At 56.6% G+C, this 22,189-nt stretch carries 11 protein-coding genes; 2 read left to right on the top strand and 9 right to left on the bottom strand.

Annotation, left to right across the window (positions count from 1 at the left end; genetic code table 11):
* Positions 1–32: 32 nt before the first annotated feature.
* The 7 genes from BUB06_RS05610 to BUB06_RS05580 are packed head-to-tail and all read right to left on the bottom strand — an operon-like array spanning position 33 to position 16,104.
* Positions 33–2,147, bottom strand: a complete 2,115-nt coding sequence (locus tag BUB06_RS05610; RefSeq protein ID WP_039470572.1) for an amino acid adenylation domain-containing protein — start codon at positions 2,145–2,147, stop codon at positions 33–35.
* Positions 2,144–8,461: a non-ribosomal peptide synthetase gene (locus tag BUB06_RS05605; protein ID WP_039470570.1), complete on the bottom strand. Its 6,318-nt coding sequence runs from the start codon at positions 8,459–8,461 to the stop codon at positions 2,144–2,146. The genes BUB06_RS05610 and BUB06_RS05605 overlap by 4 nt, the downstream gene beginning before the upstream one ends.
* A 22-nt stretch (positions 8,462–8,483) precedes the next feature.
* Entirely contained in the window at positions 8,484–9,254 is a 771-nt protein-coding gene (gene dhbA / locus BUB06_RS05600; RefSeq protein ID WP_039470567.1) for a 2,3-dihydro-2,3-dihydroxybenzoate dehydrogenase, read from the bottom strand.
* Between the two features lie 5 nt (positions 9,255–9,259).
* Complete coding sequence (locus tag BUB06_RS05595) at positions 9,260–12,403, bottom strand: non-ribosomal peptide synthetase (protein WP_039470566.1); 3,144 nt, start codon at positions 12,401–12,403, stop codon at positions 9,260–9,262.
* The gene (locus BUB06_RS05590) at positions 12,400–13,275 is read right to left on the bottom strand and encodes an isochorismatase (RefSeq protein ID WP_010303087.1); all 876 of its coding nucleotides are present in this window, start codon (positions 13,273–13,275) and stop codon (positions 12,400–12,402) included. The genes BUB06_RS05595 and BUB06_RS05590 overlap by 4 nt, the downstream gene beginning before the upstream one ends.
* 10 nt (positions 13,276–13,285) lie before the next feature.
* Positions 13,286–14,911, bottom strand: a complete 1,626-nt coding sequence (locus BUB06_RS05585; protein WP_039470563.1) for a (2,3-dihydroxybenzoyl)adenylate synthase — start codon at positions 14,909–14,911, stop codon at positions 13,286–13,288.
* Positions 14,908–16,104 carry an isochorismate synthase gene (locus BUB06_RS05580; RefSeq protein ID WP_039470561.1) on the bottom strand — a complete coding sequence of 399 codons (1,197 nt, stop codon included), beginning with the start codon at positions 16,102–16,104 and terminating at the stop codon, positions 14,908–14,910. Before BUB06_RS05580 ends, BUB06_RS05585 begins: the two co-directional genes overlap by 4 nt.
* 343 nt (positions 16,105–16,447) lie before the next feature.
* On the opposite strand from BUB06_RS05580, the gene BUB06_RS05575 reads away from it, so the two are divergent.
* A complete protein-coding gene (locus tag BUB06_RS05575; protein WP_080726762.1) occupies positions 16,448–17,698 on the top strand; it encodes an MFS transporter in 1,251 nt (416 codons plus the stop codon).
* Positions 17,699–17,785: 87 nt separating this feature from the next.
* Positions 17,786–19,759, top strand: coding sequence for a TonB-dependent receptor domain-containing protein (locus BUB06_RS05570; RefSeq protein ID WP_010303068.1), 1,974 nt, complete (start codon positions 17,786–17,788; stop codon positions 19,757–19,759).
* 49 nt (positions 19,760–19,808) lie between these two features.
* Here BUB06_RS05570 and BUB06_RS05565 read toward each other — a convergent pair whose 3' ends face one another.
* Positions 19,809–20,525 (bottom strand): 4'-phosphopantetheinyl transferase family protein, encoded by a 717-nt coding sequence (locus BUB06_RS05565; protein ID WP_010303066.1) that lies wholly within the window; start codon positions 20,523–20,525, stop codon positions 19,809–19,811.
* 149 nt (positions 20,526–20,674) lie between these two features.
* Positions 20,675–21,952 carry a NupC/NupG family nucleoside CNT transporter gene (locus BUB06_RS05560; protein WP_010303065.1) on the bottom strand — a complete coding sequence of 426 codons (1,278 nt, stop codon included), beginning with the start codon at positions 21,950–21,952 and terminating at the stop codon, positions 20,675–20,677.
* Between the last annotated feature and the right edge of the window lie 237 nt (positions 21,953–22,189).

Here is a 22,189-nt window from a genome sequence, read left to right as displayed (position 1 = left end):
TAGGAGGGGCAGCAGCGCTGCCCCTCCTACTGTCAGACGCCCGTCAGGCGCTTGCGATCGACCTTGCCGCTGCCGGTTTTCGGCAGCTTATCAAGCACCACAATGCGCCCTGGCACCATGTAAGCCGGTAAGAACTGATGCAGCTGTTTGCGCAGCGCCAGTTTGGTCATCTCCGAGCCGGGTTTATACTCAACGTAGCCGACCAGCACTGCGTCATCCCCTTCCCCCTGAAGCTTAACGGCCGCATCCTGTACCTGTTCGATCCGTTTCAATTGCGCCTCGATCTCTCCTAATTCGATGCGAAATCCCCGTAATTTTACCTGATCGTCGAAGCGACCCAGATACTGATAACGATCGTCCGCCAGTAGCCGGACTTTATCGCCAGTGCGATACATTCTCTGCCCAGATTCCACCTGCTGAATAAAACGATCCTGCGTCAGATCGTCACGTTGCCAGTATCCGCTACTCAGCGCTTCGCCGAGAATGCACAGTTCGCCGACCATCCCTTCCTCTAACGGATGGCGATCGTCATCGATCACCAAATGCTGATAGCCCGCCAGCGTATTGCCCAGCGCGACCGTGTGCTGGTTCTCCAACGCGGCCCCGTCGATCTGCGCCATCTGCGACCAAATTGTCGCTTCGGTTGGCCCATAGCAATTCCACAGCGTCCTGCAACGGCTAACCAGACGCTGTGCCAGTCGCAGATCCAGCGCTTCACCGCCGCACAGCGCGACCAGATCGGGTTTACCCTGCCAGCCCGCTTTGAACATCATGCGCCAAAACGCGGGCGTCGCCTGCAATACGTTGATTTCCGGCCGAGCCTGCAAATACGCCGCGACCGCCTGCGGATCTTTGTATTCCTCATGCGTGGTCAGGTGCTGCACGCCGCCAACCCACAGCGGCGCAAACACTTCCAGCATGGAGATATCAAACGCCAGCGTGGTAATCAGCAGCCAGTTGGCTTTATCCGTTAACGCCAACCGCTCTACACTGGCATGAATAAAGGTTTGCAGAGCCCGCTGACCAATCACAACGCCTTTTGGTTTCCCTGTCGAACCGGAGGTAAACATCATGTAAGCCGCCGTTTCCGGTCCACCGGCCCGCGCCAGCTGTACGCTCGCCGTGGAATCACTGGCGGCATACGGTAAATCGCAGAGGTTCAGTATCGGGCAGTCAAACGCCAGCGAACCGCCGGTATAGCCGTCCTGCAAGACCGCTGCCAACGCCGCCTCCTGCTGAATCGCCTGTAGACGCTCCCCCGGAAAATCCGGCTCCAGCGGCACAAACGTCACCTGAGAAAACAGGCAGGCCAGCAGCGCCGCGACGGTGTCAGGCTGGCGACTAAGGTGCAGCCCCACACGCTGACCCGCAGTCACACCCTGTGCAGCCAGTGCCTGTTGAATCAGCGCCACGCGTTGCAGCAGTTCCCGATAGCGAATGTCGCGCTCCTGAAAGGCGATCGCCACGCAATCCTGACGCGCTTCCTGAGTCAGGCGCGCCAGCAGTTCATCGTGCAGAGCATGCGTCGTGGCTCGGTGCGGTAACGGTGCTACCCGCGGGCTGAGGCGGATCTGCGTCAGCCGTTCCCAGCGCGATGCCAGCAGGCCATCAAGTAGCTGCGTGAGATGGCGAGCAATGCGCTGTAGCTGGCGATTATCGAACTGTCCGTCAGGTGCGGTCAGAATGACCCGATCGTTTTGAACCTGTACGATCAGCGCTACGTTTTGCGCCGCTTTTTGTACTACCACGGGTAACGATGCCATCTCCCCCACAATCAGCAGACTGCTAAACAGCGCATGCTGGATGTCTGCTGCCAGAAGCTCTGACGCAGACTGCGGATCGCACGACGATCCCACCGCTGCGATCCACTCGCTGACGAGACGATCACGCTGTTGAAAATGCGCGATCAGCGGCCTTACGTTATCAGGACGATCGGCCATGACGAGCGCGGCACACACCTGCTCTTCACCGCTGTATTTGTACAGTAGCCAGCTCCACGCCGCGCTCACCAGCGACGCGGGATAGTGCTTAATAAGTTCACTGCTGTACCGCTGTTCACCGTGCGCGGCACCCACCCGCTGCCCGAAAGCCGTGGGCTGTTGGATATCCGCCAGCGGGTTCTCCACTGCTTCATCGTTCCCTGTCATGACAGCGTTTCCTCATTGGCGGTAACCCTCGACTGTGCCAGATACCCGCTCAGCGCCTGCGGTGAAGGATAGCGTTGTAATAACGCCACGCTCACTGGCTGTGCTAACGCACGGCTTAATGCCTGTGCCAGCGCGATACGCTGGAGCGAATCGACACCACTTTCACACAGCGTCTGCGACCAGAGGCCGGATTCATTGAGATGCAGCGTCTGCGCCCACACGCGCAGCAGCGACAGGGCTGACGGCGTATCAGGCGAGCCTGCACGGCTATCCGGCGTGACAGCCTGCCGCATCGCCGCATCTACCACCTTATTATGTCCAACGATCTCGGCTGGCTGCTGCGGTGAGCTATTCACCAACGCCACCACTTCGTCATGCCAGCGCATCAGCACCCGGCGCGCCTGCGCACTGTCCAGCACATCGGCGTCAAACTCGAAGCGCAGCAGCATGCAGCCCGCCTGCTCACGCACCACCAGATTCAGCGGCATCTCGACTTTTTCATAGGCGGCGGAGAATTCGGGGGATAACCTATGCGGATCGTCAGCACGTTGGCCCTGATCCGCTTTCGCGCCAGGATAGTTTTCATAAATAAACAGGCTGTTGAACAGACGCGGGCGTCCAGCCGTCAGGGCAATCAGCGACTGCGTAGCATGCTGATTCATCGCCATCAGCTCATTCTGCAACTGCACCAGATGCTGTTGCAGCGATACCGGCTGCTGCCAGCTCAACGCCAGCGGCAGGCTGTTGATGTACAGACCCACGCTACTCGCCACGTCCTCCACCGGGCTTTCCCTGCCCGACAGTACGTTTCCGACAATACTGACCGCATCGCCAGTCGAGCGAGCCAGCAGCCGGTGCCAGGCATATTGCGCAATAATGCTATGCGTGACGCCCACCTCACGGGCAAAGGCAATGAGTGCCGCCTGATCCTGCTCGTTCAGGCTCACGCCAGTGACCTGCGGTTCAACCTGCGTCAGATGCTGGCTGAGATCGGCACGTTTCCCCGTCGCCGCAAACAGCATCGCCACATCGTTCGTCTGCGCCAGCAGCGGCTGACGCTGCTGCCAGAAGGCATCGACGGCAGGCTGCTGCGCCACGGCGTGCCACGCATGATCCACATAAGCACGATCCGACTGAATCGCGGATGTTTCGCCGTGCATTAATGTCTGATAATCGCGGTGTACCGCGCCCAGTAGCTGCGGGCCGCTCCAGCCATCAATCACGCTATGGTGACAGCTCAGCAGTACCCGATAGTCCTGTTCGCCCAAACGGAAACAGGCAATGCGCAACAGCGGCGGCTGCGACAAGTCAAATCCTGAACGTAAATCCTGCTGGCGATAGCGCTCGATGACCGCCAGTGGATCGGCCTCCTGCGCCACATCCTGATAGTAGAAAGGCAGATCGGCCTGCTTCACAATCACCTGCACGCTGGCACATTCGCTTTCCAACGCGGCACGCAGCGCAGGGAAACGCTGAATCTGACGCTGCCAGGCCTGACGATAGCCTTCCACATCCAGCACCTGCGCATAGCGAATCGGCGTTTGCAAATGATAGGCATCATCCTGTGGACAGCGTAGACGGTGATACAACATCGACTGCTGGAGCGATGACAGCGGCAACAAGGTGTCGATGTCATAACGCTGCGACAGGCTATCAAGTTGCGTCTGGCTCAGCGCAACCGCCGGGAAATCGCTGGGGGTAAAGGCCGTGCCGTGGTGCAACTGTGCCAGACAGGCTGCCGTCAGCGCCCGCAGATTCTCCGTCAGTCGCACCATCAGACGTTCACTATCGCGCTGGTTGAGGCACCCCACCTGACGCAGCGTTAACTGCCCGTCTGCAATACCACCGTGGAGACTGATCACCTCCGCCGGTTTATTCTCTGGAGACACACAGCAGCCCGGCGCGATGTCCACCGGACGCCATGTGCCAGCGGCCTGAACCGACAGCCCGAGATAGTTGAACACAATCGGAGACAGCGTTAGCGCACTGCCCTGCGGATGATGGTAGCGCAACGGGTTAAACCCAACGCCTTTATCCGGCACCTGACGCAGCTGTTCCTTGCTGGATTTAATCAGGGAAGCCCAGTCAGGCTTATCTTGCAGGCACACCGGATAGGTGCTGGTAAACCACCCCACCGTGCGGCTGACATCCAGCGTCGGATCAATCGCTTCGCGGCCGTGCCCTTCCAGCATGATGCGCGCTTTGTCGCCCCAGCCGAGATCGTTTAACGTGCGGGTTAGCGCCGCCAGCAGCAAATCGCTGACTTCGGTATTAAAGGCACGATTCGCCTCGCTTACCAGTTGGCCCGTGGTTTCGGCGTCCAACGTCAGAATAGCGGCGCTGGCCTGGCCCTGCGGATCTTTCGCCGCCAGCAACGCTGCCTGATCCACGCCATTTTCCTGCGCCTGCCAGTACGCCAGTTGTTCCGCATGCTGCGTAGCATAGTGATGCAACGCCGTGCCCCACTGGCGATAGCTCGACGTTTTCGGCGCCAGCGCTTCACCGAGGTACAGCCGTTCCAGATCGTCGACCAGAATGCGCCAGGATACAGCGTCAATCACCAGATGGTGGAAAGCGAGGAACACCGCCGTGTCCGCCTGCGGATGGTGCCGCACCAGCGCACACCCCATCGTTCTTCCCTGCGCGGGATCGAATTCACTCTGCAACGCGGTAAACGCCTGTTGCAGGCCGTCGTCACCAAGCTGGTGATAATCCAGCGTCGACACAACCGGGCAAGGCACCTCCGTCAGATAGCGTTGCCCGTCGGCATCACAAGCCAGACGCAGCGCGTCATGCTGCGCCATCAACGCCTGCAACAGCGTGGTAAGTCGTTCGGTATCCACGTCCGGCAGTTGGATCATCGCCGCCTGATTCCAGTGTTCTGGACGTGCCAGCGGCTGTTCCATAAACCAGCGCTGAATCGGCAGCAGCGCGAATTCGCCTTCCAGCGAGCCTTGCTCCGCGACAATGCCTGTGCCACGGTTATTCTGCGCCAGCACGCGGCACAAACGCCGCACGCTCTTCGCTTCGAAAACGTCCTTCACCGTGCAGACATAGCCCGCGCTGCGCAGACGAGTGGTCAGTTGGATACTGAGAATGGAATCGCCGCCTAAGCGGAAGAAATCATCTTCAACGCCCAACGGCGTATTCAGCACGCTGCGCCAAATCGCCAGTACATCGGCTTCCAGCGGATTATCGGCTTCCCCGTCGCCCTCGCTGGCTTCCAGCACCGGCGGCAGCTGTTTCGTATCGAGCTTGCCGTTCGGCGTCAGCGGCATGTCTTCTAGCAGAATCAGTCGGAACGGCACCATGTATTCTGGCAGATGCTTCGCGACATCAATCAGCACGGCGGCGGGTTCCGGCGTGCTGCTACCGGCTTTCACCGTGCCATAGGCGACCAGCGCCGGACGGTTCCCCACCTGCGCCACAATAACTTTAACCTGCTTCAGCGACGGGCATACTGTCGCCAGCTGTGCCTCGATTTCACCCGGTTCAATGCGGTAACCGCGCAGCTTGATCTGCTCATCAATACGGCCACAGTATTCATAGTCGCCGTTGTTCAGCAGTCTGGCCTTGTCGCCCGTGCGATAAATGCGTAGCGTCGCCGTGCCGTGTTCAGCATTATTCACGTCATTCAGCGTGATGTGTTCAAAGCAGCTGGCCGTCATTTGTGGCTGGTTGAGGTAGCCACGCGCCAGCCCAAGCCCCGCAAGACACAGCTCTCCGGGTACGCCCGCTGGACACAGTTGCCCGGCCGCATCCAGAATCAGCGCCTGAATATGAGTAAGCGGTTTACCGATAGTGACAGGCTGGCCTTTGCGCAGACGGGTGCTCAACGCCGTGACGGTACACTCCGTCGGCCCGTACATGTTGTACAGCGCCACCTTATCGGCCCAGTTTTCCACCACCGCGTTCGGGCAGGCTTCTCCACCCATGCCAATCGCCTGAATGCCATTAACCTGCTGTGGATCGAGAATCGACATCAGCGCCGTCGGCAGGATCAGATGCGTCGCGCCCGCCTGTTCGGCCTGCACAATCGCCCGATCGTTGGGTTCGCCAAACGCCAGCGTGCCACCGCTGCTCAGCGGCAGCAGCGTCGTCATGTTACCGGCGTCAAACGAGAGCGACATGCAGTTGAACATGGTGCTTTGCGGCGTGAACGCGATGCGATCGCGATGATCGTCCAGCAGATTGATCAGCGAACCGTGTTCGATCATGACGCCCTTCGGCAAACCGGTCGATCCCGAGGTGTAGATCACCTGTGCCAGTTGCTGTGCATGGCGCGGAATGGCTGGCGCTTCATCGCCCGGTAGATCGTGCCACTGCGCGACAACCGTAGGATCGGTCAGATCGATGCACCGTTCGGCGGACCACTGCGCCAGCTGCTGCCCATCGCCGCCGAGAATGACAGCAAGATTGGCATCGGTAATGATGTGGCGCAGCCGCTCCGGCGGATAGTCAGGATCCAGCGGCACATAGGCAGCACCCGCTTTCCAGACGGCCAGCAGCGCAATGACAAAATAGCGATCGCGTTTCGCAAGCACGCCAACCAGCGACTGTTCGCCCAGCCCCTGACGGTGCAGCCAATGCGCCAGCTGATTCGCCTGCCTGTTCAGTTCAGCGTACGTCAGCGTGTCAGTGCGCTGTTCACCATCAAAAGCAATCGCCAGCTGCTGTGGAGCGCGCAGTGCCATCGCTTCAATCACATCGGTTACCGTCAACTGCGGCTGCGGATAGCTACGCGGCAGTTGCTGACTTTCCGCCAGCACGGCAGCAAACCGCTCCGCTTCCATCAGCGGCAGGTGCCAGACATCGGTTTCCGGCGCCTCAACCACGGCCTCAATCAGCCTGATAAAGCGGTCGGCGTAATACTGGATCGTCTGGCGCTCAAACAGCGCAGTGGCAAACAGCCAGTCCAGCCGCACCTCGCCCATCAGCTCCGTCACCTTGACCGAAATATCGGTCTTGGCAGGCAGCACGGGTGAGGTTTCTTCCGCCGCATCACAGCCGGGGATCAGATCGTTGAAATCTACTTTGGCCTGATAAACCAGCATCACCTGGAAGATCGGGTTGATCGCAGTGGTGCGATCGGAGCCGATCGCCTCGCTTAATGCTTCAAAACGGTAGAGTTGATGATCGAAAGCCGACAGATCCTGCTCGCGGCAGTATTGCAGGTAATCGACGAAACTCTGGTTGTCCTGCAACTGGGTGCGCAGCACGATGGTGTTCACGAAGAAGCCGACGACATCTTCGATATCCGGCCGCTCACGGTAGGCCAGCGGCGAACCAATCACGATATCTTTCTCGCCGCTGATGCGCGCCAGCATCAGGGAGAACACCGCATGCAGGCCAATGAAATTAGACGTGTTATAGCGCTGGCACAGGCGTTTAAATTTATCCCACAGATCGTTGTTGATCGCGGAGAAGATCACCTCCCCACCACTGTTCTGATGCGCCGGACGCGGTTTATCCAGCGGCAGGCTATGCACTTCGGGGATTCCCGTCAGACGCTCAACCCAGAACGGTTTGAATTCATTGTGGTAATCCAGAAACGAGGCGGAATTAAACCAGTGTGCGTAATCGATGTAGTTAAGCTGGGTCGGTTCGACGGGATGAGGCTGGCGATTTTGACAAGCAAGAAAAGCCGGTTTGAAGTCCGCGAACATATTCTTCACCGACCAGCCATCGGAAATAATATGGTGCTGGGTGATCATCAGAACATGCATCCGTTCGCTCATCTTCACTAGCCGCACGCGGGTGAGATCGCCCGCCGTAAGATCGAACGGACGGCTAATTTCCGCTTTCACCTGCTGCTGCAAGCGCCCTTCCCGCTCGGCTTCCGGCAACAGTGAGAAGTCATCATGCTGTATCACAAACGGTTGATAGGCATCGATACGCTGTTCACCCTTGCCTTGTTCATTGACCACAAAACGGGTGCGTAAGCTGGCATGACGCTGCGCCAGTGCGTCAAAAGCAAACTCCAGCGCAGCCACATCCAGCGTGCCGGTCAGACGAAAATAAACCGGCATATTGTAAAGGTGTGATTGCTCTTCGTACTGCTCGATAAACCACAGTCCGCTTTGCGATGACGATAGCGGGCCAGACGTCGCATTTTGCGGCGTGATGGGGCGCTCAAACGCCTGCTGCGCCGTCAGGCAACGCACAATGGCGTCTTTGTTTTCCTTAATCGTGCGCCCAATCTCTGCCGTGATCGCGTCTTTGTTGGACTGCGAAATCAGCTGCCCCTGTGCATTCAACGCCAGACGAACGCCCTGCCGTTCCAACTGTTTTAACAGCGTTACGATATCTTTCATGACTTATCACTCTCTCAGCAAATCAGGCCGTCAGCGTTGCCCCGCCATCCACCACCACGTCCTGCATGGTGATGTGGCTGGCCAGATCGGAAGCCAGAAAAACCACGGTATTGGCGATCTCTTCCGGCTGAGCGATCTTGCCCAGAGGAATTCCCAGTTTGTACTGGTCAGGAAAGCCCGCGATAGTGCGCTGCTCGGCACCCGCACTGTGCCACATGCCGCGCTGCATCGGCGTATCCGTCGAGCCCGGTGACACCAGATTGCAGCGCACGCCGTAAGGCGCTAACTCCAGACCCGCACAGTGAGACAGGCTGGTAAGTGCCGCTTTTGACGCGCAGTACGCCGCCATTTGCATGCGGGGAACATGCGCGGCATTGGAGCCGACGCAGACAATCGCGCCGCGACGCTGCTGCTTGAAATGCGGTACCAGTGCGTTCAGCAGGTAAAACGCGCCAGAAGCGTTGACGTTAATGCACTGGTGCCAGTCGTCCACGCTCAGCGCATCAATGTCACCCAGACGCAGAATCCCTGCAGCATTAACCAGAACGTCGAGCCCGGTTTCCGCCAACTGCTGGCGACAGACCGCCGCCACGCTGTCCGGTTCGCTGATATCCAGCGTCACGCAGCTAAACGGATGATCGTCATGTCGGAATGCGCGATCGAAGCCGATCACGTTCGCGCCCAGCGCGACAAACTGGCGGGCAATGCTTTCGCCAATGCCACTCGCCGCCCCGGTTACCCAGACGGTCTTGCCGCTGAAATCAAACTGAAGAGGTTGTGCCTTGTTCATCATTTTCCCTACCACACCATTTCCACGCTGTTTTCATCCTGTGACAGCCTGTCGTCCAGATAGCGGCAGAAGTCGCTGAGCTGGGGATGATCGAACACATCAGACACCTTGATGCTGACGGAAAATTCGGCGGCCAGACGGTTGACGATCTGGATGGTCTGCAACGACTGTCCGCCCAGTTCGAAGAAGTTGTCCCGCGATTGGATCCCCGACACGCCGAGGATCTGCTGCCAGATTGCGCTGACCCGGTTCTCGGTTTCGCTGGCTAACGCTTGAACAGGTGCCTCGTCGCGGTATTCCGCCAGCAAGCGCTTGCGATCAACCTTGTTGGAACCGGTTTTCGGCAACTGGCGGAAGGCACGGTAATCGGTCGGGATCATCGCCGGCGGCAACACGCTGCCCAGACGCTGCTTCAGCGCACGTGCATCGATCTCGCCCGCTTTCGTGGCGACAAACGCCACCAGACGCCGCACGCCGTTAGGGTAAACAATGCCCTGCACGCAGGCTTCATCAACGTCCGGCTGTGCCAGCAGATGAGCTTCGACCTCCCCTGGCTGGATCCGGTAGCCGCTGATTTTAAATTCGTTATCCATACGCCCGAGGTACAACAGCTGTCCTTTTTCCAGCCGAACTCTGTCGCCGGTGCGGTAAGCCGGAAGATCCTGATCGCCCACGGCTATTTGCGTAAACGCCGTGTGTTCTGTACCGATATAACCCGCCGCCAGCGTTGGCCCCAGCAGCACCAGTTCTCCTTCCGCCGCGGGGCGATCGCCCGCCGCCAAAATCAGCGCGTTGACGCCCGCCAGCGGCAGACCGATAGGAAGCTGCGCCACATCGGCAGACTGCGTTTGCAGATCGCAACTGGTCGCGACTACCGTGGTTTCGGTTGGGCCATAGGTGTTGATTAAGCGCAGCGTGTTCGGTGCATGACGCTGCCACTGTGCCAGCTGTTCGGGGTACACCGCTTCACCGCCGATGATGATGGCGCGCAGTGCGGAAGGCATGGTCAGCGTGCCGGTTTTCAGCCCCACCACCCATTCATTCCAGAATGCAGTTGGCAGATCGAGTAGCGTAATCGCCTGTTCTTCTACCTGTTCGACAAAGGTCGGAATCGATTCCAGCATCTCGTCAGTGCGCAGCACCAGCGTCGCACCGCTGGTCAGCGTGGCAAAAATTTCTTCGATGCTGGCATCAAAATTGAACGGGGCAAATTGCAGCATGCGATCCGCCGCACGCAGGCCGTAGCGCTGACGTGCAGCCGCCGTGAAGTGATCCAATGCGCTGACGCCGATCTCCACGCCTTTCGGCAATCCGGTCGATCCCGATGTGAACATGACATAGGCAATCTGCCCGTCTCTCGCTTCCACAGGCGGCAGCGCGGCGGCCTGTGCGTTGGATGACAGAAGATGCCCCGCCAGAACGATCTCGCCGGAAAAGACCGACGCCAGCCGATGTTGATAATCCGCCTGCGTGACGATCGTATGCAGATCGGCAATCTGGATGATGTGCTGCTGACGTTCACGCGGCTGTTCAGGATCGAGCGGCACATACACCGCACCGCACTGCATCACGGCCAGCAGGCAAATGATGGTTTCAGGGCTACGGTTCAGCATGATGCCGATGCGTTCGCCGGGCTGAACGCCGCGCTCATGCAGTGCCGCGGCAGCCTGACCGCTCAGATCCAGCAATTGCTGGTAGCTGTACTGCCGATCGCGCTGCGTCAGCGCCGGATGGTTCGGGTTTTTACGCGCCTGTTTGGCGATCGCCGTCAGAACCGGTTCGGCAAACGGCTCAGGCTCGCGGCTGGTGATCAGCGCCAATTCGCGTTCTTCGCGCAGCCAGCGTCCCAGCAACTCGCCACTGGTTTGCTGCGGTTGTACCAGCCAGCGTTGAAGCAGCGTGAACAGCGTTTCTTGCAGGCTGGCAAGCGCTTCCGCGCTGTAACAGGCTGGGTTAGCATCAAAATCCAGCACCGGTGTGCCATCCGGTTTGAAATGGATCTCGATCGTCAGATCTTCGACTGGCCCGGCACTGAGATTCAGGGTACTGGATGACAAAGATCCGTAATTGAGTGGATGATCAAACGGCATGATATTGATCAGCGGACCGAAGAGGCGCTGTTCGCCGCCGACGCGATTCAGATCGCGCCGTAAATGTTCATAGCGATAATGCTGGTGACGACGCAGCGTGCGTTTGGTGCGAGCAACCTGCTGCGCCAGTGTGACAAAGTCCGCCTGCTCATCCACCTGAATGCACAGCGGCACGATATTCATCTGCATGCTCGGCACCGTCAGCGAGGCGGAACCGATACGATTCATCACCATCATGCCGAACGTCAGCCTGTCGCTGCCGGACACCAGCTTGAGGTGCGTCGCCAGCATCGCCAAAAACAAATCCGGCCAGCTGATTTTGTTGCCTTCACACAGCGCCGTCAGCGGCTGCCAGATATCCGTCGGCAACACGCTGCTTTGGCGTAAAAAACGCGCCGCGATCGGGGCTTTCTTCTCGCTGAAGCTGGCCGGTTCCGGCATTGCGTTCAGCGTTTCTAGCCAGAAATCACGCGCCTGCACCGTCTGCCCGCTGGCATCACGCTGCTGCTCTTCTTCCAGTATCTCGCTGAACGGGCCGAACTCCGCCACCGCCACGGGTTGCCCCGCCGTCAGCGCGGTATAGATCTGGGCGATGCGTTGAAACAGCATCGTGGTGCCAAAGCCGTCCAGCGCAATGTGGTGAACGCAGCTATAGAGAAAATCACGCTTTTCACCGCACAGCAGCGCAAAGCGGCAGGGTAATCCGTTCAGCAGATCCAGCGGCTGGGCGATTTCCTCACGCGCCCACTGGCGTATTGTCTGCTCTTCATCCGTCATCGGCGCAGGCAACAGTTCAATAATCGGCAGCACGCCGATCGGCACTGGCCGCTGTGAAGCCACAAAGCCGATTTCCGGCTGCTCGGCCTGTTCACCTGCAATTTCAACAAACTGGCAGTACAGGCACTCGCACTCCATGACTGCCTGACGGATCGCGCTTAGCATGGCTTCAATATCGACTTTGCCATCAAACGCGATGCACTCCGCCGTGTTGAACGTCGCTTTATCATCGTTCAAGGCATGACCCAGCCACAGCCCGCGCTGCGCAACGCTCAACGGCTTCATGATGCGGCTCCCTGCTGTTTTTCGATCAGCGCCCACCAGGCATTCAGGCTAGGGTTACGCGCCAGATCGACAAAGCTCAGCGTGACGCCCTGATTGCGCCATTCGGTCAGCAGCGCCATCATGCGCACCGAATCCAAACCGTAGTCGATCAGGTTTTCATCTTCATCGAACTGATCTTCTTCTTCGTCGATCAAGGTCAGCAGGTGCGCTCTCAGTCCTTGTTTCGTCAGTGCCTGTGCCATTTTTGCTCCTGTGAGTTCTGCCGTGCTAACCACCCGTCCGGCGCGCGTCGCCACATATTTCAGCGCCATCTGGTGTTCCTGAAGTGAGAAATCCGCCACCGCATCGCCGACCATGAACGGCTTGATGTCACGCATGAAGGCATCCGTTGCGGTAATCATGCAGCCGATATGTCCGTAAACGCCGCAGATGATCAGCTGATCTTTGCCCATCTCTTTCATCATCGGTTCCAGCGGCGAACGGTGGAAGGCGCTGTAGCGCCACTTCACCAGCACCGTGTCGTGCTCATCCGGTGCCAGCGCACTCACGACACGCTGCTTTTCAGGATGGTTATTCAGCCCTGCGCCCCACATGTCGTTCAGCAGCGCCCGGTCGGCCGCACTTTGTGCATTCGGCTGCGCGGTATACACCACCGGAATCCCCTGTGCTTTGCAGTAGGTTCGCAACGCCACAATGTTCTCAATCAGTTGCTGCGCCAGCGGGCTGTCCGCACCATAGAAATTCACGAAATAGTCCTGCATGTCATGAATCAGCAGCACCGCGCGTTCAGGCTCAAACGCCCAGGAAACCTTGTTCTCAGGGAAATCCTCTGCGCGCGGCAGGGGATAAGAAGCAATAGAAGGGATTGCCATCACAAAATCCTTATTTATTTTGAGTGCTAAGTTGGGTCTGGATGCGCTGACGGAGTGATTTCTTATCAATCTTGCCGACAGGTGTAACGGGCAAGGTGTCGATCATCTCGAAGCGGTCCGGCAGTTTGAATTCAGCAATACCCTGATTACGAAGATATTTTCTTAACGTGATGGCTTTCAGCGAGGGATCGCTGACCACCAGAAAAGCGCAGCTCTTTTCGCCCATAATCGGATCGGGCATGGACACCAGCGCAGCATGGAGAATGCCATCATGCTTGAGCAGAAGGTTTTCGATCTCTTCCGCGGCAATCTTTTCACCACCGCGGTTAATCTGATCTTTTTCCCGCCCGACCACGCGCAAATAGCCATCTTCGGTCATCTGCACCACATCGCCCGAGTGGTAGAAGCCTTCGCTGTCGAAGGCGCGGGCGTTGTGTTCCGGGCTGCGGTAATAACCGCGGAAGGTATACGGACCACGCGTCGCCAGCAGACCCGCTTCGCCTCTCGGCACCGGATTGCCGTCGATATCCAACACTTTCACTTCATCGTCTGGGCTCATCGGATAGCCCTGCGTGGTGAAAGTGTGCTCGTCGCTATCGTCCAGTCGGGTGTAGTTCACCAGCCCTTCCGCCATGCCGAGCACCTGCTGTAGCTGACAGCCCAGCACCGCCGGAATACGGCGGGCGACGGTTTCACTCAGCTTCGCGCCGCCTACCTGCAAGATCTTCAAGCTACGCAGCGCGCCACCGAACTGTTCGGCTGCCTGAATCCACAGCGCGGCGGCGGGCGGCACCAGCGAGGTAATATCGATCTGATGGCGTTCGATCAGCGGGAAACAGGTCATCGCCCCCGGATCCGGTGCCAGCACGACGCGTCCACCGGCGTAGAACACGCCAAGCGAACCGGGCGAACTTAACGGGAAGTTGTGTGGCGCAGGCAACGCGCACAGATAGCGAGTTTGTGGCGTCAGCTCGCAGATTTCCACGCTGCGGCGCACGCTGTAGTAATAATCATCATGGGTGCGGGGAATCAGCTTCGGCGTGCCGGTACTGCCGCCAGAAAGCTGGAAGAAAGCCACCTGCCCCGACGCAGAAGGCTGATACTGGCTGGTCGACGCGTACGGTTGCAGCCAGTCCGTCAGACTGTGCCCCAGCGGGCTGTCGCCGAGCATCACCACCGTTTGTAGGCGGGGAACCTGCGTCTGTAGCCGATCCAGAAATTCACCGTTGCCAAACAGCGAATGTTCAGCCGAGGCGATCAGCAAACGCGGTTCGATCTGCGTGGCGTACGACAGCAGCTCCAGCTTGTTATGGCTGAACAGTGCGTTAACCGGTGCGACGCCCATTTTCAGCAACGCAAAAAAGGTCAGGTAGAACTCGGCCACATTCGGCAACTGCACCAGCGCCGTGTCGCCACAGCGCAAGCCGCTTTCCGTCAGGCGCGATGCCAGTGCGGAAGACTGTCGATCCAGCTCCCGATAGCTCCACTGGCGCTCGCCGCACACTACCGCAACAGCGTCAGGCTGCGTCGCCAGATGACGTTCCCAGGCATCCGTTAGCGGCAGGCCAACCCAGTACCCCTTGTCGCGATAACGCTGTGCCAGTTCCTCTGGCCAGGGCGTAAATTCAATGCTCATAGTCCATCCACACCTGAGTTAAGCCCAAACGCATTCAGCATCGTGTTTAATTTGGCGGCGGTTTCAGCCCATTCATCCTCGGGGACGGACGCCTCAACAATGCCCGCACCGGCAAACAGGCGGACTTTGTTGTGTTTAATGGTGCCGCAGCGAATCGCTATCGCCCATTCACCATCGCCGTTGGCATCACACCAGCCGACGATGCCGCTGAATACGCCGCGATCGTGCGGTTCCAGCTCGGCGATCAGCTGACGCGCTTCCTGCGTGGGGAAGCCGCACAGTGCGGGGGTAGGATGGAGCTGGCAGGCGACCTGAAGCGCCGTCATCTCCGGGTTCGCCAGTTCACCGCGGATAGCGGTAGACAGGTGCCACATGGAGGCGGTGTGCATCAACGAAGGGGCCGATGGAATGGTTAACGCCGAGCACAGCGGCATCAGGCGTTGGCGGATGTCATCCACCACCAGCTTATGCTCGTGCTTGTCTTTACCCGATTTCAGCAGGCGCTGGCTGTTCAGGTAATCCAGATGCTCATCGTTCATCCGTCGCGCCGATCCCGCCAGCGGATTAGAGACAATGACGTTCCCCTGCTTGCGCACCAGCAGTTCCGGGCTCGCGCCCAGCAATACCGAACCATCCGGCAGCGGCAGTGAGAAGTGATAGCCACCCGCGTTCTGCACCATCAGGTTATTGAGGATCGTTTGCGCCTTAACGGGGCTCGTCAGCTCAATGTCCAAAACGCGTGACAGCACCGCTTTGCTCAGTTCACCACGGCGGAACCGCTCAACGGCCTCTGCCACGATGGACTTGAACTGACATTCGTCTGGGACGCTGTTTAACGTTAGTGCGGTAGGGCTCACAGCCGTGTGCTTACGGGCGCGGCTGACGAGTTCAGATTTTGTCGTAACGGTATAACTATCAGGGATATAGAGACAAGATGGTTGCGTGGTATCAAAGGGAATCGCCCCCACAACAATAGGCAGCGACTGCCCTGCCTGACGCGCTCGCTGGAATGCCTGCGCGATTGCAGGGCTAAGCCTGTCATCGTGCGAGCCAGGAACACAAACAGGGGACGAAATACGTTCAAATAAGCCTGAAGTAGACAGGCTTCGGTGCTCCGATGCATATAAAAAAGCGGTCTGTTCCGAATAGGTTAGCCCGCTAAATGCTTCAGTTTTTGTAATCAGTGTATCCACAAGACAGCTCCTGCGCCCGCAAATTAAATACCAATGATTATTAAAATCATTATCATTTATATTAAGCGCAGTTAAATTACACTGAAGTAACGTGTTCGGTCAATCCTTCCACAGAATGGTTATTCACGCCCATTAATTAGGGGTTATATTGATGTTAATCAATTTTTTTGTGCATGTTTCATAATGGATAATGGTTAGCAACAGGAATGTATTGATTATAAAACCCACATCACAGATGATAATGAAAATACTTATCATTCATTGTCAGAAAAATTAAGCTGCGCTAGACTGCGCAAATATTTTACTAATTATGTCTAAATGTGAGCCTGTCATGGATGAAAGCATGTACCGCCCGCACACCCGATCCGTTGTGCATCTGGCGCTGCTCATTAACATGCTTTCCCTCGGTAGCTTGATGATGGTGATGCCGCTAGGCCCCGATTTCGTCAGCGCCCTGTCTATGGATGCCAAAAACATCGGCTACATTAGCGGCGGCGCAACGTTCGCTTCCGCCATCGTCGGCTTCCTCGCCGCCCCTTATCTGGATAGATTTAACCGTAAACATGCTCTGATTGTGCTGCTGACGCTACGCTTTGGCCTGACGGCAGCCTGCATGTTTTCCACCAGCCAAACCGATCTTTTGCTGCTGTTTATTCTGGCGGGCTGCGTTGCCGGGCCGGCATCCGGTGTCTTGATGGCTGCGGTTGTCGATATTGTGCCGGCCAACGAGCGCGGAAAGCAGCTTGCCTATGTCGGCATGAGCTTTTCGCTCGCGGCGATTGTCATCATGCCGCTGTCACTGGAATTGGCTCACCGTATTAACTGGCAAGCGCCATTTTATACTTTCGGCCTCGGCGGCCTGTTGCTGGTGTTGTTGGTGCTGTGGCTATTTCCTTCCATGCCGCCAACGCATCGGGTTCAGCAAGGTAATTCCCCCACGGCGGCACCCACGTCGGTATTACATGACCTGTTGGCATTTCCCCTTTTCCTGCTGGGGCTGACGGTAATTTCGCTGCAAATGTTCGGTCATTTCCTGCTGATTCCCCACTTTTCCAACTACTTTCAGTTCAATCTGGCCTTCCCGCGGGATGATATTTCCCTGCTCTATCTCTGCGGCGGGCTGGCCAGCATGGTGACCATGCAGCTGTGCGGCAATCTGTTGGATCGGGGATATGCCAGCCGGACGATTATCGTCACGACGCTGCTGCTGGCGGCTGTGATTCTCTGCGGTTTCGTTCTGCCTTTTTCACTTTCCCTGTATCTGGTGTTCACCCTGTTCATGGCGCTCAGCGCCGCCCGCTCCAGCAGCACGCTGGCAATTACCGCCGGTATTCCGCTACCGCATCAGCGCGCCGCGTTCATGTCCTATCAGGGAACCGCAGCCAACGTGGCATCCGGGCTTGCCAGCGTCGCTTCTGCCGCTTATCTGAGCACCTCTGCCGAGGGAAAAATTGACGGATTCTCGCAGCTCGCCATCGCCAGCACCGTATTTGCGCTGGCCGCCATGCTGCTGACCATGCGCTTAATTCCGCAGTTGGCTGAACGCAGCCGAAAGATGGCCGCACGCCAACCTGCACAGGCTACAGGGCAATAAACCGATCACGCACGAATGGGTCGGCAATACATGCAACACAGCACGTTTACGGGGATATTTTTTCCACTCTTTGATGGGGTCTTTGACATGCAGCTAAAACCGGAAAGTCGTTTTTCACATCATCATTTCCCACACAGCAAGGTGTATCACGCCCTGCTGGTGACCGGGTTACTAACGTTACCTGCGCTTGCACAGGCAGAAAACGCGGCAGATGAAAAAATCGTCGTGACAGCGACACAGACGAAACACACCACGTTGAGCGCCCCCGCCAGCGTTTCTGTCATCACTCGCTCCGAACTGGAAAAGATGTCGGTGAATAACGTTACCGACGCGGTGAAAAAGCTGCCGGGCATTAATATCAACCCGTCATCGACCTACGGCCGTAACGAGATCAAAATCCGTGGTATGCGTGCAGACTACACGCTGCTACTGGTGAATGGTCGCCGTATCAACTCCCAAGAATCACTTGCGACCGACATGGGGAATGATTTCGATCTTAGCTCCATTCCTATGTCGGCGATTGAACGTATCGAAGTCATTCGCGGCCCAATGTCTTCCTTGTACGGTGCCGACGCGCTGGGCGGTGTGGTAAACGTGATTCTGCGCCAGCCGGGGGAGAAAGTGGCCGGTGAGATCGGCTATAACTTTCAGGCACCAACCGAAGGCTCCGGCGGGGACAATAATCGCCTGAATGGCTACGTCAGCGGGCCATTAATAGAAAATACGTTGCTGGGTAGTTTGATTGTTGATGGTGGCAAGCGCGATGCCTGGCGTACCGAACAATCTAAGAATCGTAACTCAGATGCCTTGGAAAAACGCGATAACTACAGCGTGCTGGGTAACCTGACGTGGTTGATCGATTCCCAGCAGAGTCTGGATTTTGATGCGACTTATACCAAAGATGACCGTTTCGTCGACTGGAATAACTTTGGTACCACTGCTCATAATACACAAAAAATCGATCGCCTCGCTCTGGGACTCACGCATAACGGTAGCTGGGACAATGTTGATACGCGGCTACGTTATTACTACGAAAACATCGACTTAATGGACAACTCTCAGCTTAATGAGAGTATAGCCGATATTACCCAGAATAATCAGACAGTTGATGGACAAATCTCCGGTTACTTGGGCGACCATCTGCTAACTGGCGGCGGCGAATACCGCATCACGTCGCTGGAACACAGCATGAACATGAAAGGCGGTAAAGTAGACGTCAACCAGAGTGCTCTTTTCCTACAAGATGAGTTCAAACTCGCGGATTTAGCCCTCACGTTTGGTGGCCGTGTCGACCACCATGAAGTCTATGGAACAGAATTCAGCCCACGCGCCTACGCCACTTATAGTTTAACCGACAACTGGGTGATCAAAGGCGGCGTGAATAAGGCCTTTAAAGCGCCTACGCTAGCTCAGTTCACCAAAGGCTATTCCAAAGCGGACTGCCGCATATTCTGCCGACGCATAGGCAATCCAGACCTCAAAGCAGAAACCTCTATCAGCTATGAAATCGGTACTGCCTATGAAGCTGAACGCTTCGGTGGAGGCGTTACCTTATTTAATAATGATATCAAGGATATGATCCAAGCTGAGGCTTGGAATGGTGTCAGGTCTACGCCTCCAGTCAATCTTACTTATTACAACGTGAGTAAAGCACGTATTCAGGGGATTGAAACCTCATTCTGGGTCGATCTGACTGATGATCTGAACTGGACCACCAACTGGACGGTTGTCGATGCTGAAGATCGCACCACCAGAAAGCGCCTGAAGCAAACCCCGAAAAATACGGTTAACACGCAGTTGAACTGGCAGGCACTGGATAATCTCTCAACTTATGTGTCCTATCAGTACACGGGCAACCAATATTTGCGTGATAAGGAAGTCCTTAAAACCAGAGGCTTCAACACCGTGGATATTGGCGCGACCTATACTCCGATTAAAAACGTGGATCTGAAATTGGGCGTCACTAACCTGACCAACGAAAAACGCGACTATATTGCCACTGACAATGACTACTTCCTGTCTGGACGTACGGTGTACGGTGGCGTGAGCTATAAGTTCTGATACCGATAAGTTCTGATCAGCAACCTCAGCCCGCTATTCGCGGGCTTTTTTAGCAGCAGAGAAACGTGGTGACGTCGTACTCTCTCAGCAGATACGCGCCTTTAAAACGGCGTCCGGCGTAAAACGTTGGCGTCAGATCGGTCAGCAGTTCCAGCTCGAACTCGCGTTTGGTGATATCCAGCGCCACCAGCCGGGCATCCAGAAAATCGAAATAGTGCCGAACCTGCGGGTAAAGCGCCTTGAACAGGCTCTCTTTCGCCGAGAAGCTGATCGTCAGCAAGCAGCTAAATGCCTCATCCCGCTCCTGAAACCACTGGAACTCTTCATCGCCAATGATGCCGGGCCACAGCGACTGCGCACGCTCGTCGGACATAAATCCTTCGATATCCACACCCACGCACGATAGCGCATCGCTACGTAAATGGGCGGCGCAGAGTACGCTGTCTTTGTTATGGCTCAGCGAACCGGCAATATTTCCTGGCCACTGCGGCGAGCGGTCTTCTCCGCTATGCAGAACAAAATCAGGGTGATCCAGCTTGTTCAACACATGTTTGGCAACACAGCGCCCAGCCAGAAATTCGGCGCGTCGTTTCGGTACGGCGCGCTCTAGCGCGTCGGAAAAAGGAATGTTCGCCTCGGCAAAAAGCGCGTCGTCGTAGGCAGACAAATGGAAATGGCAGCGTGCAGTAATACCTGGGTAGGCGGCACCGTCCGTTGCCCGTGGAAAAGAAATCCATTCAACATCATCAATAAAAGCAGAAAGCATGTTGCTCCACTCAGGCAAGCATATCGCACCCGCATTCGGTAAATGCTGCGCAAGCCACGTTTAAACCCTGAAAAACGTAGGGACTTAAACGAACAATGGGCGACTTTCGCCGCCCATCATCTCGCTACTGCAAGAATGCCTGGTTACATTTACAGGGCCAGGAAGAACCCTGCGATGCAGGCGCTCATCAGGTTAGAAAGCGTACCTGCCGCAACCGCTTTCAAACCAAAGCGGGCAATATCCTGGCGCCGAGTCGGTGCCATACTGCCCAAACCTCCAATAAGGATAGCAATAGACGAAAGGTTAGCAAAGCCGCACAGCGCGAACGAAATCACAGCTTTGGTATGATCCGACAGAACCTGCAAACCAGCGGCCTGCACCACCTCATCCGCTTTCAGATATTCACTGAAATTCAGGTAAGCAACGAACTCGTTGACGATCAGTTTCTGCCCAATGAACGAACCCGCCACGGTTGCCTCACTCCACGGAATACCAATCAGGAACGCAACAGGTGCAAAGCACCAGCCCAGAATCAGCTCCAGTGACAGCTGCGGGTAGTCAAACCAGCCGCCAATGCCGCCCAGAATACCGTTCAACACGGCGATCAAGGCGATAAACGCCAGCAGCATCGCACCGACATTCAGCGCCAGCTGCATACCGGACGCCGCACCGCTTGCCGCCGCATCGATGACGTTAGCTGGGCGATCGTCTTCATCGACAAAGCCAACCATCTCATCATGGTCGTGCGTTTTTTCCGTTTCCGGCACCATCAGTTTCGCGAACAGTAACCCGCCCGGAGCAGCCATGAAGGACGCTGCAATCAGGTATTCCAACGGCACGCCCATCTGGGCATAGCCTGCCATCACCGCTCCGGCAATTGAGGCCAACCCACCACACATCACGGCAAACAGTTCTGACTGCGTCATGTTGGCAATATACGGACGGACCACCAGCGGCGCTTCCGTTTGGCCGACAAAGATATTGGCCGTCGCAGAGAGCGATTCAGTACGGGAGGTGCCCAACAGTTTCTGCAATCCGCCACCGAGTACCTTGATGACGATCTGCATAATGCCCATGTAGTACAACACGGCGATCAGAGAAGAGAAAAAGACGATAATCGGCAAGACGCGGAGTGCGAAAACAAAGCCACCCCCGCCAAATACTTCGAACATTTTGTCGGAGACCAGACCGCCAAACATGAACGAAACGCCTTGATTTCCGTAGGCGATAACGTTTGCTACACCGCCCGTCAAACCTTCCAGAATCTTGCGGCCTACTGGTACATACAGCACCAGCGCACCGATACCGATCTGAAGAATGAAAGCACCGGCTACGGTGCGCAATCTGATAGCTTTACGGTTATTGGACAGCATAACCGCGCACAGTATCAGAACAATCATGCCGATGAGACTCATAACGAGTTGCATGTGTAGTTCCCTATAACGCGTGAAAAAGTGAGAGCATAATAAAAATCGGGTCACCAGAACGGTAAACACGCGCTGGCGGGCCGATTATAAAGACAGGCCCGTGAAGGTCGCTAATTTATGTCACAAATACATACAACATCGAACAGTCAAAAACACTGAAAAGTGATCTTCATCACAATTTTATGGTTGGTATATGAAATCAAAATGACTGTTCTGCTTGTTGTTGCACAGAAATAA

Source organism: Pectobacterium carotovorum, assembly GCF_900129615.1.
GTDB classification, from domain to species: domain Bacteria; phylum Pseudomonadota; class Gammaproteobacteria; order Enterobacterales; family Enterobacteriaceae; genus Pectobacterium; species Pectobacterium carotovorum.
This window is presented reverse-complemented; position numbering and strand designations above follow the sequence as displayed.

Bases quoted from the DNA above. Each gene is read 5' to 3' on its own strand.
- BUB06_RS05610 (WP_039470572.1), bottom strand. From the start codon at position 2,147: ATGACAGGGAACGATGAAGCAGTGGAGAACCCGCTGGCGGATATCCAA.
- BUB06_RS05605 (WP_039470570.1), bottom strand. From the start codon at position 8,461: ATGAAAGATATCGTAACGCTGTTAAAACAGTTGGAACGGCAGGGCGTT.
- dhbA (WP_039470567.1), bottom strand. From the start codon at position 9,254: ATGATGAACAAGGCACAACCTCTTCAGTTTGATTTCAGCGGCAAGACC.
- BUB06_RS05595 (WP_039470566.1), bottom strand. From the start codon at position 12,403: ATGAAGCCGTTGAGCGTTGCGCAGCGCGGGCTGTGGCTGGGTCATGCC.
- BUB06_RS05590 (WP_010303087.1), bottom strand. From the start codon at position 13,275: ATGGCAATCCCTTCTATTGCTTCTTATCCCCTGCCGCGCGCAGAGGAT.
- BUB06_RS05585 (WP_039470563.1), bottom strand. From the start codon at position 14,911: ATGAGCATTGAATTTACGCCCTGGCCAGAGGAACTGGCACAGCGTTAT.
- BUB06_RS05575 (WP_080726762.1), top strand. From the start codon at position 16,448: ATGTACCGCCCGCACACCCGATCCGTTGTGCATCTGGCGCTGCTCATT.
- BUB06_RS05570 (WP_010303068.1), top strand. From the start codon at position 17,786: ATGCAGCTAAAACCGGAAAGTCGTTTTTCACATCATCATTTCCCACAC.
- BUB06_RS05565 (WP_010303066.1), bottom strand. From the start codon at position 20,525: ATGCTTTCTGCTTTTATTGATGATGTTGAATGGATTTCTTTTCCACGG.
- BUB06_RS05560 (WP_010303065.1), bottom strand. From the start codon at position 21,952: ATGCAACTCGTTATGAGTCTCATCGGCATGATTGTTCTGATACTGTGC.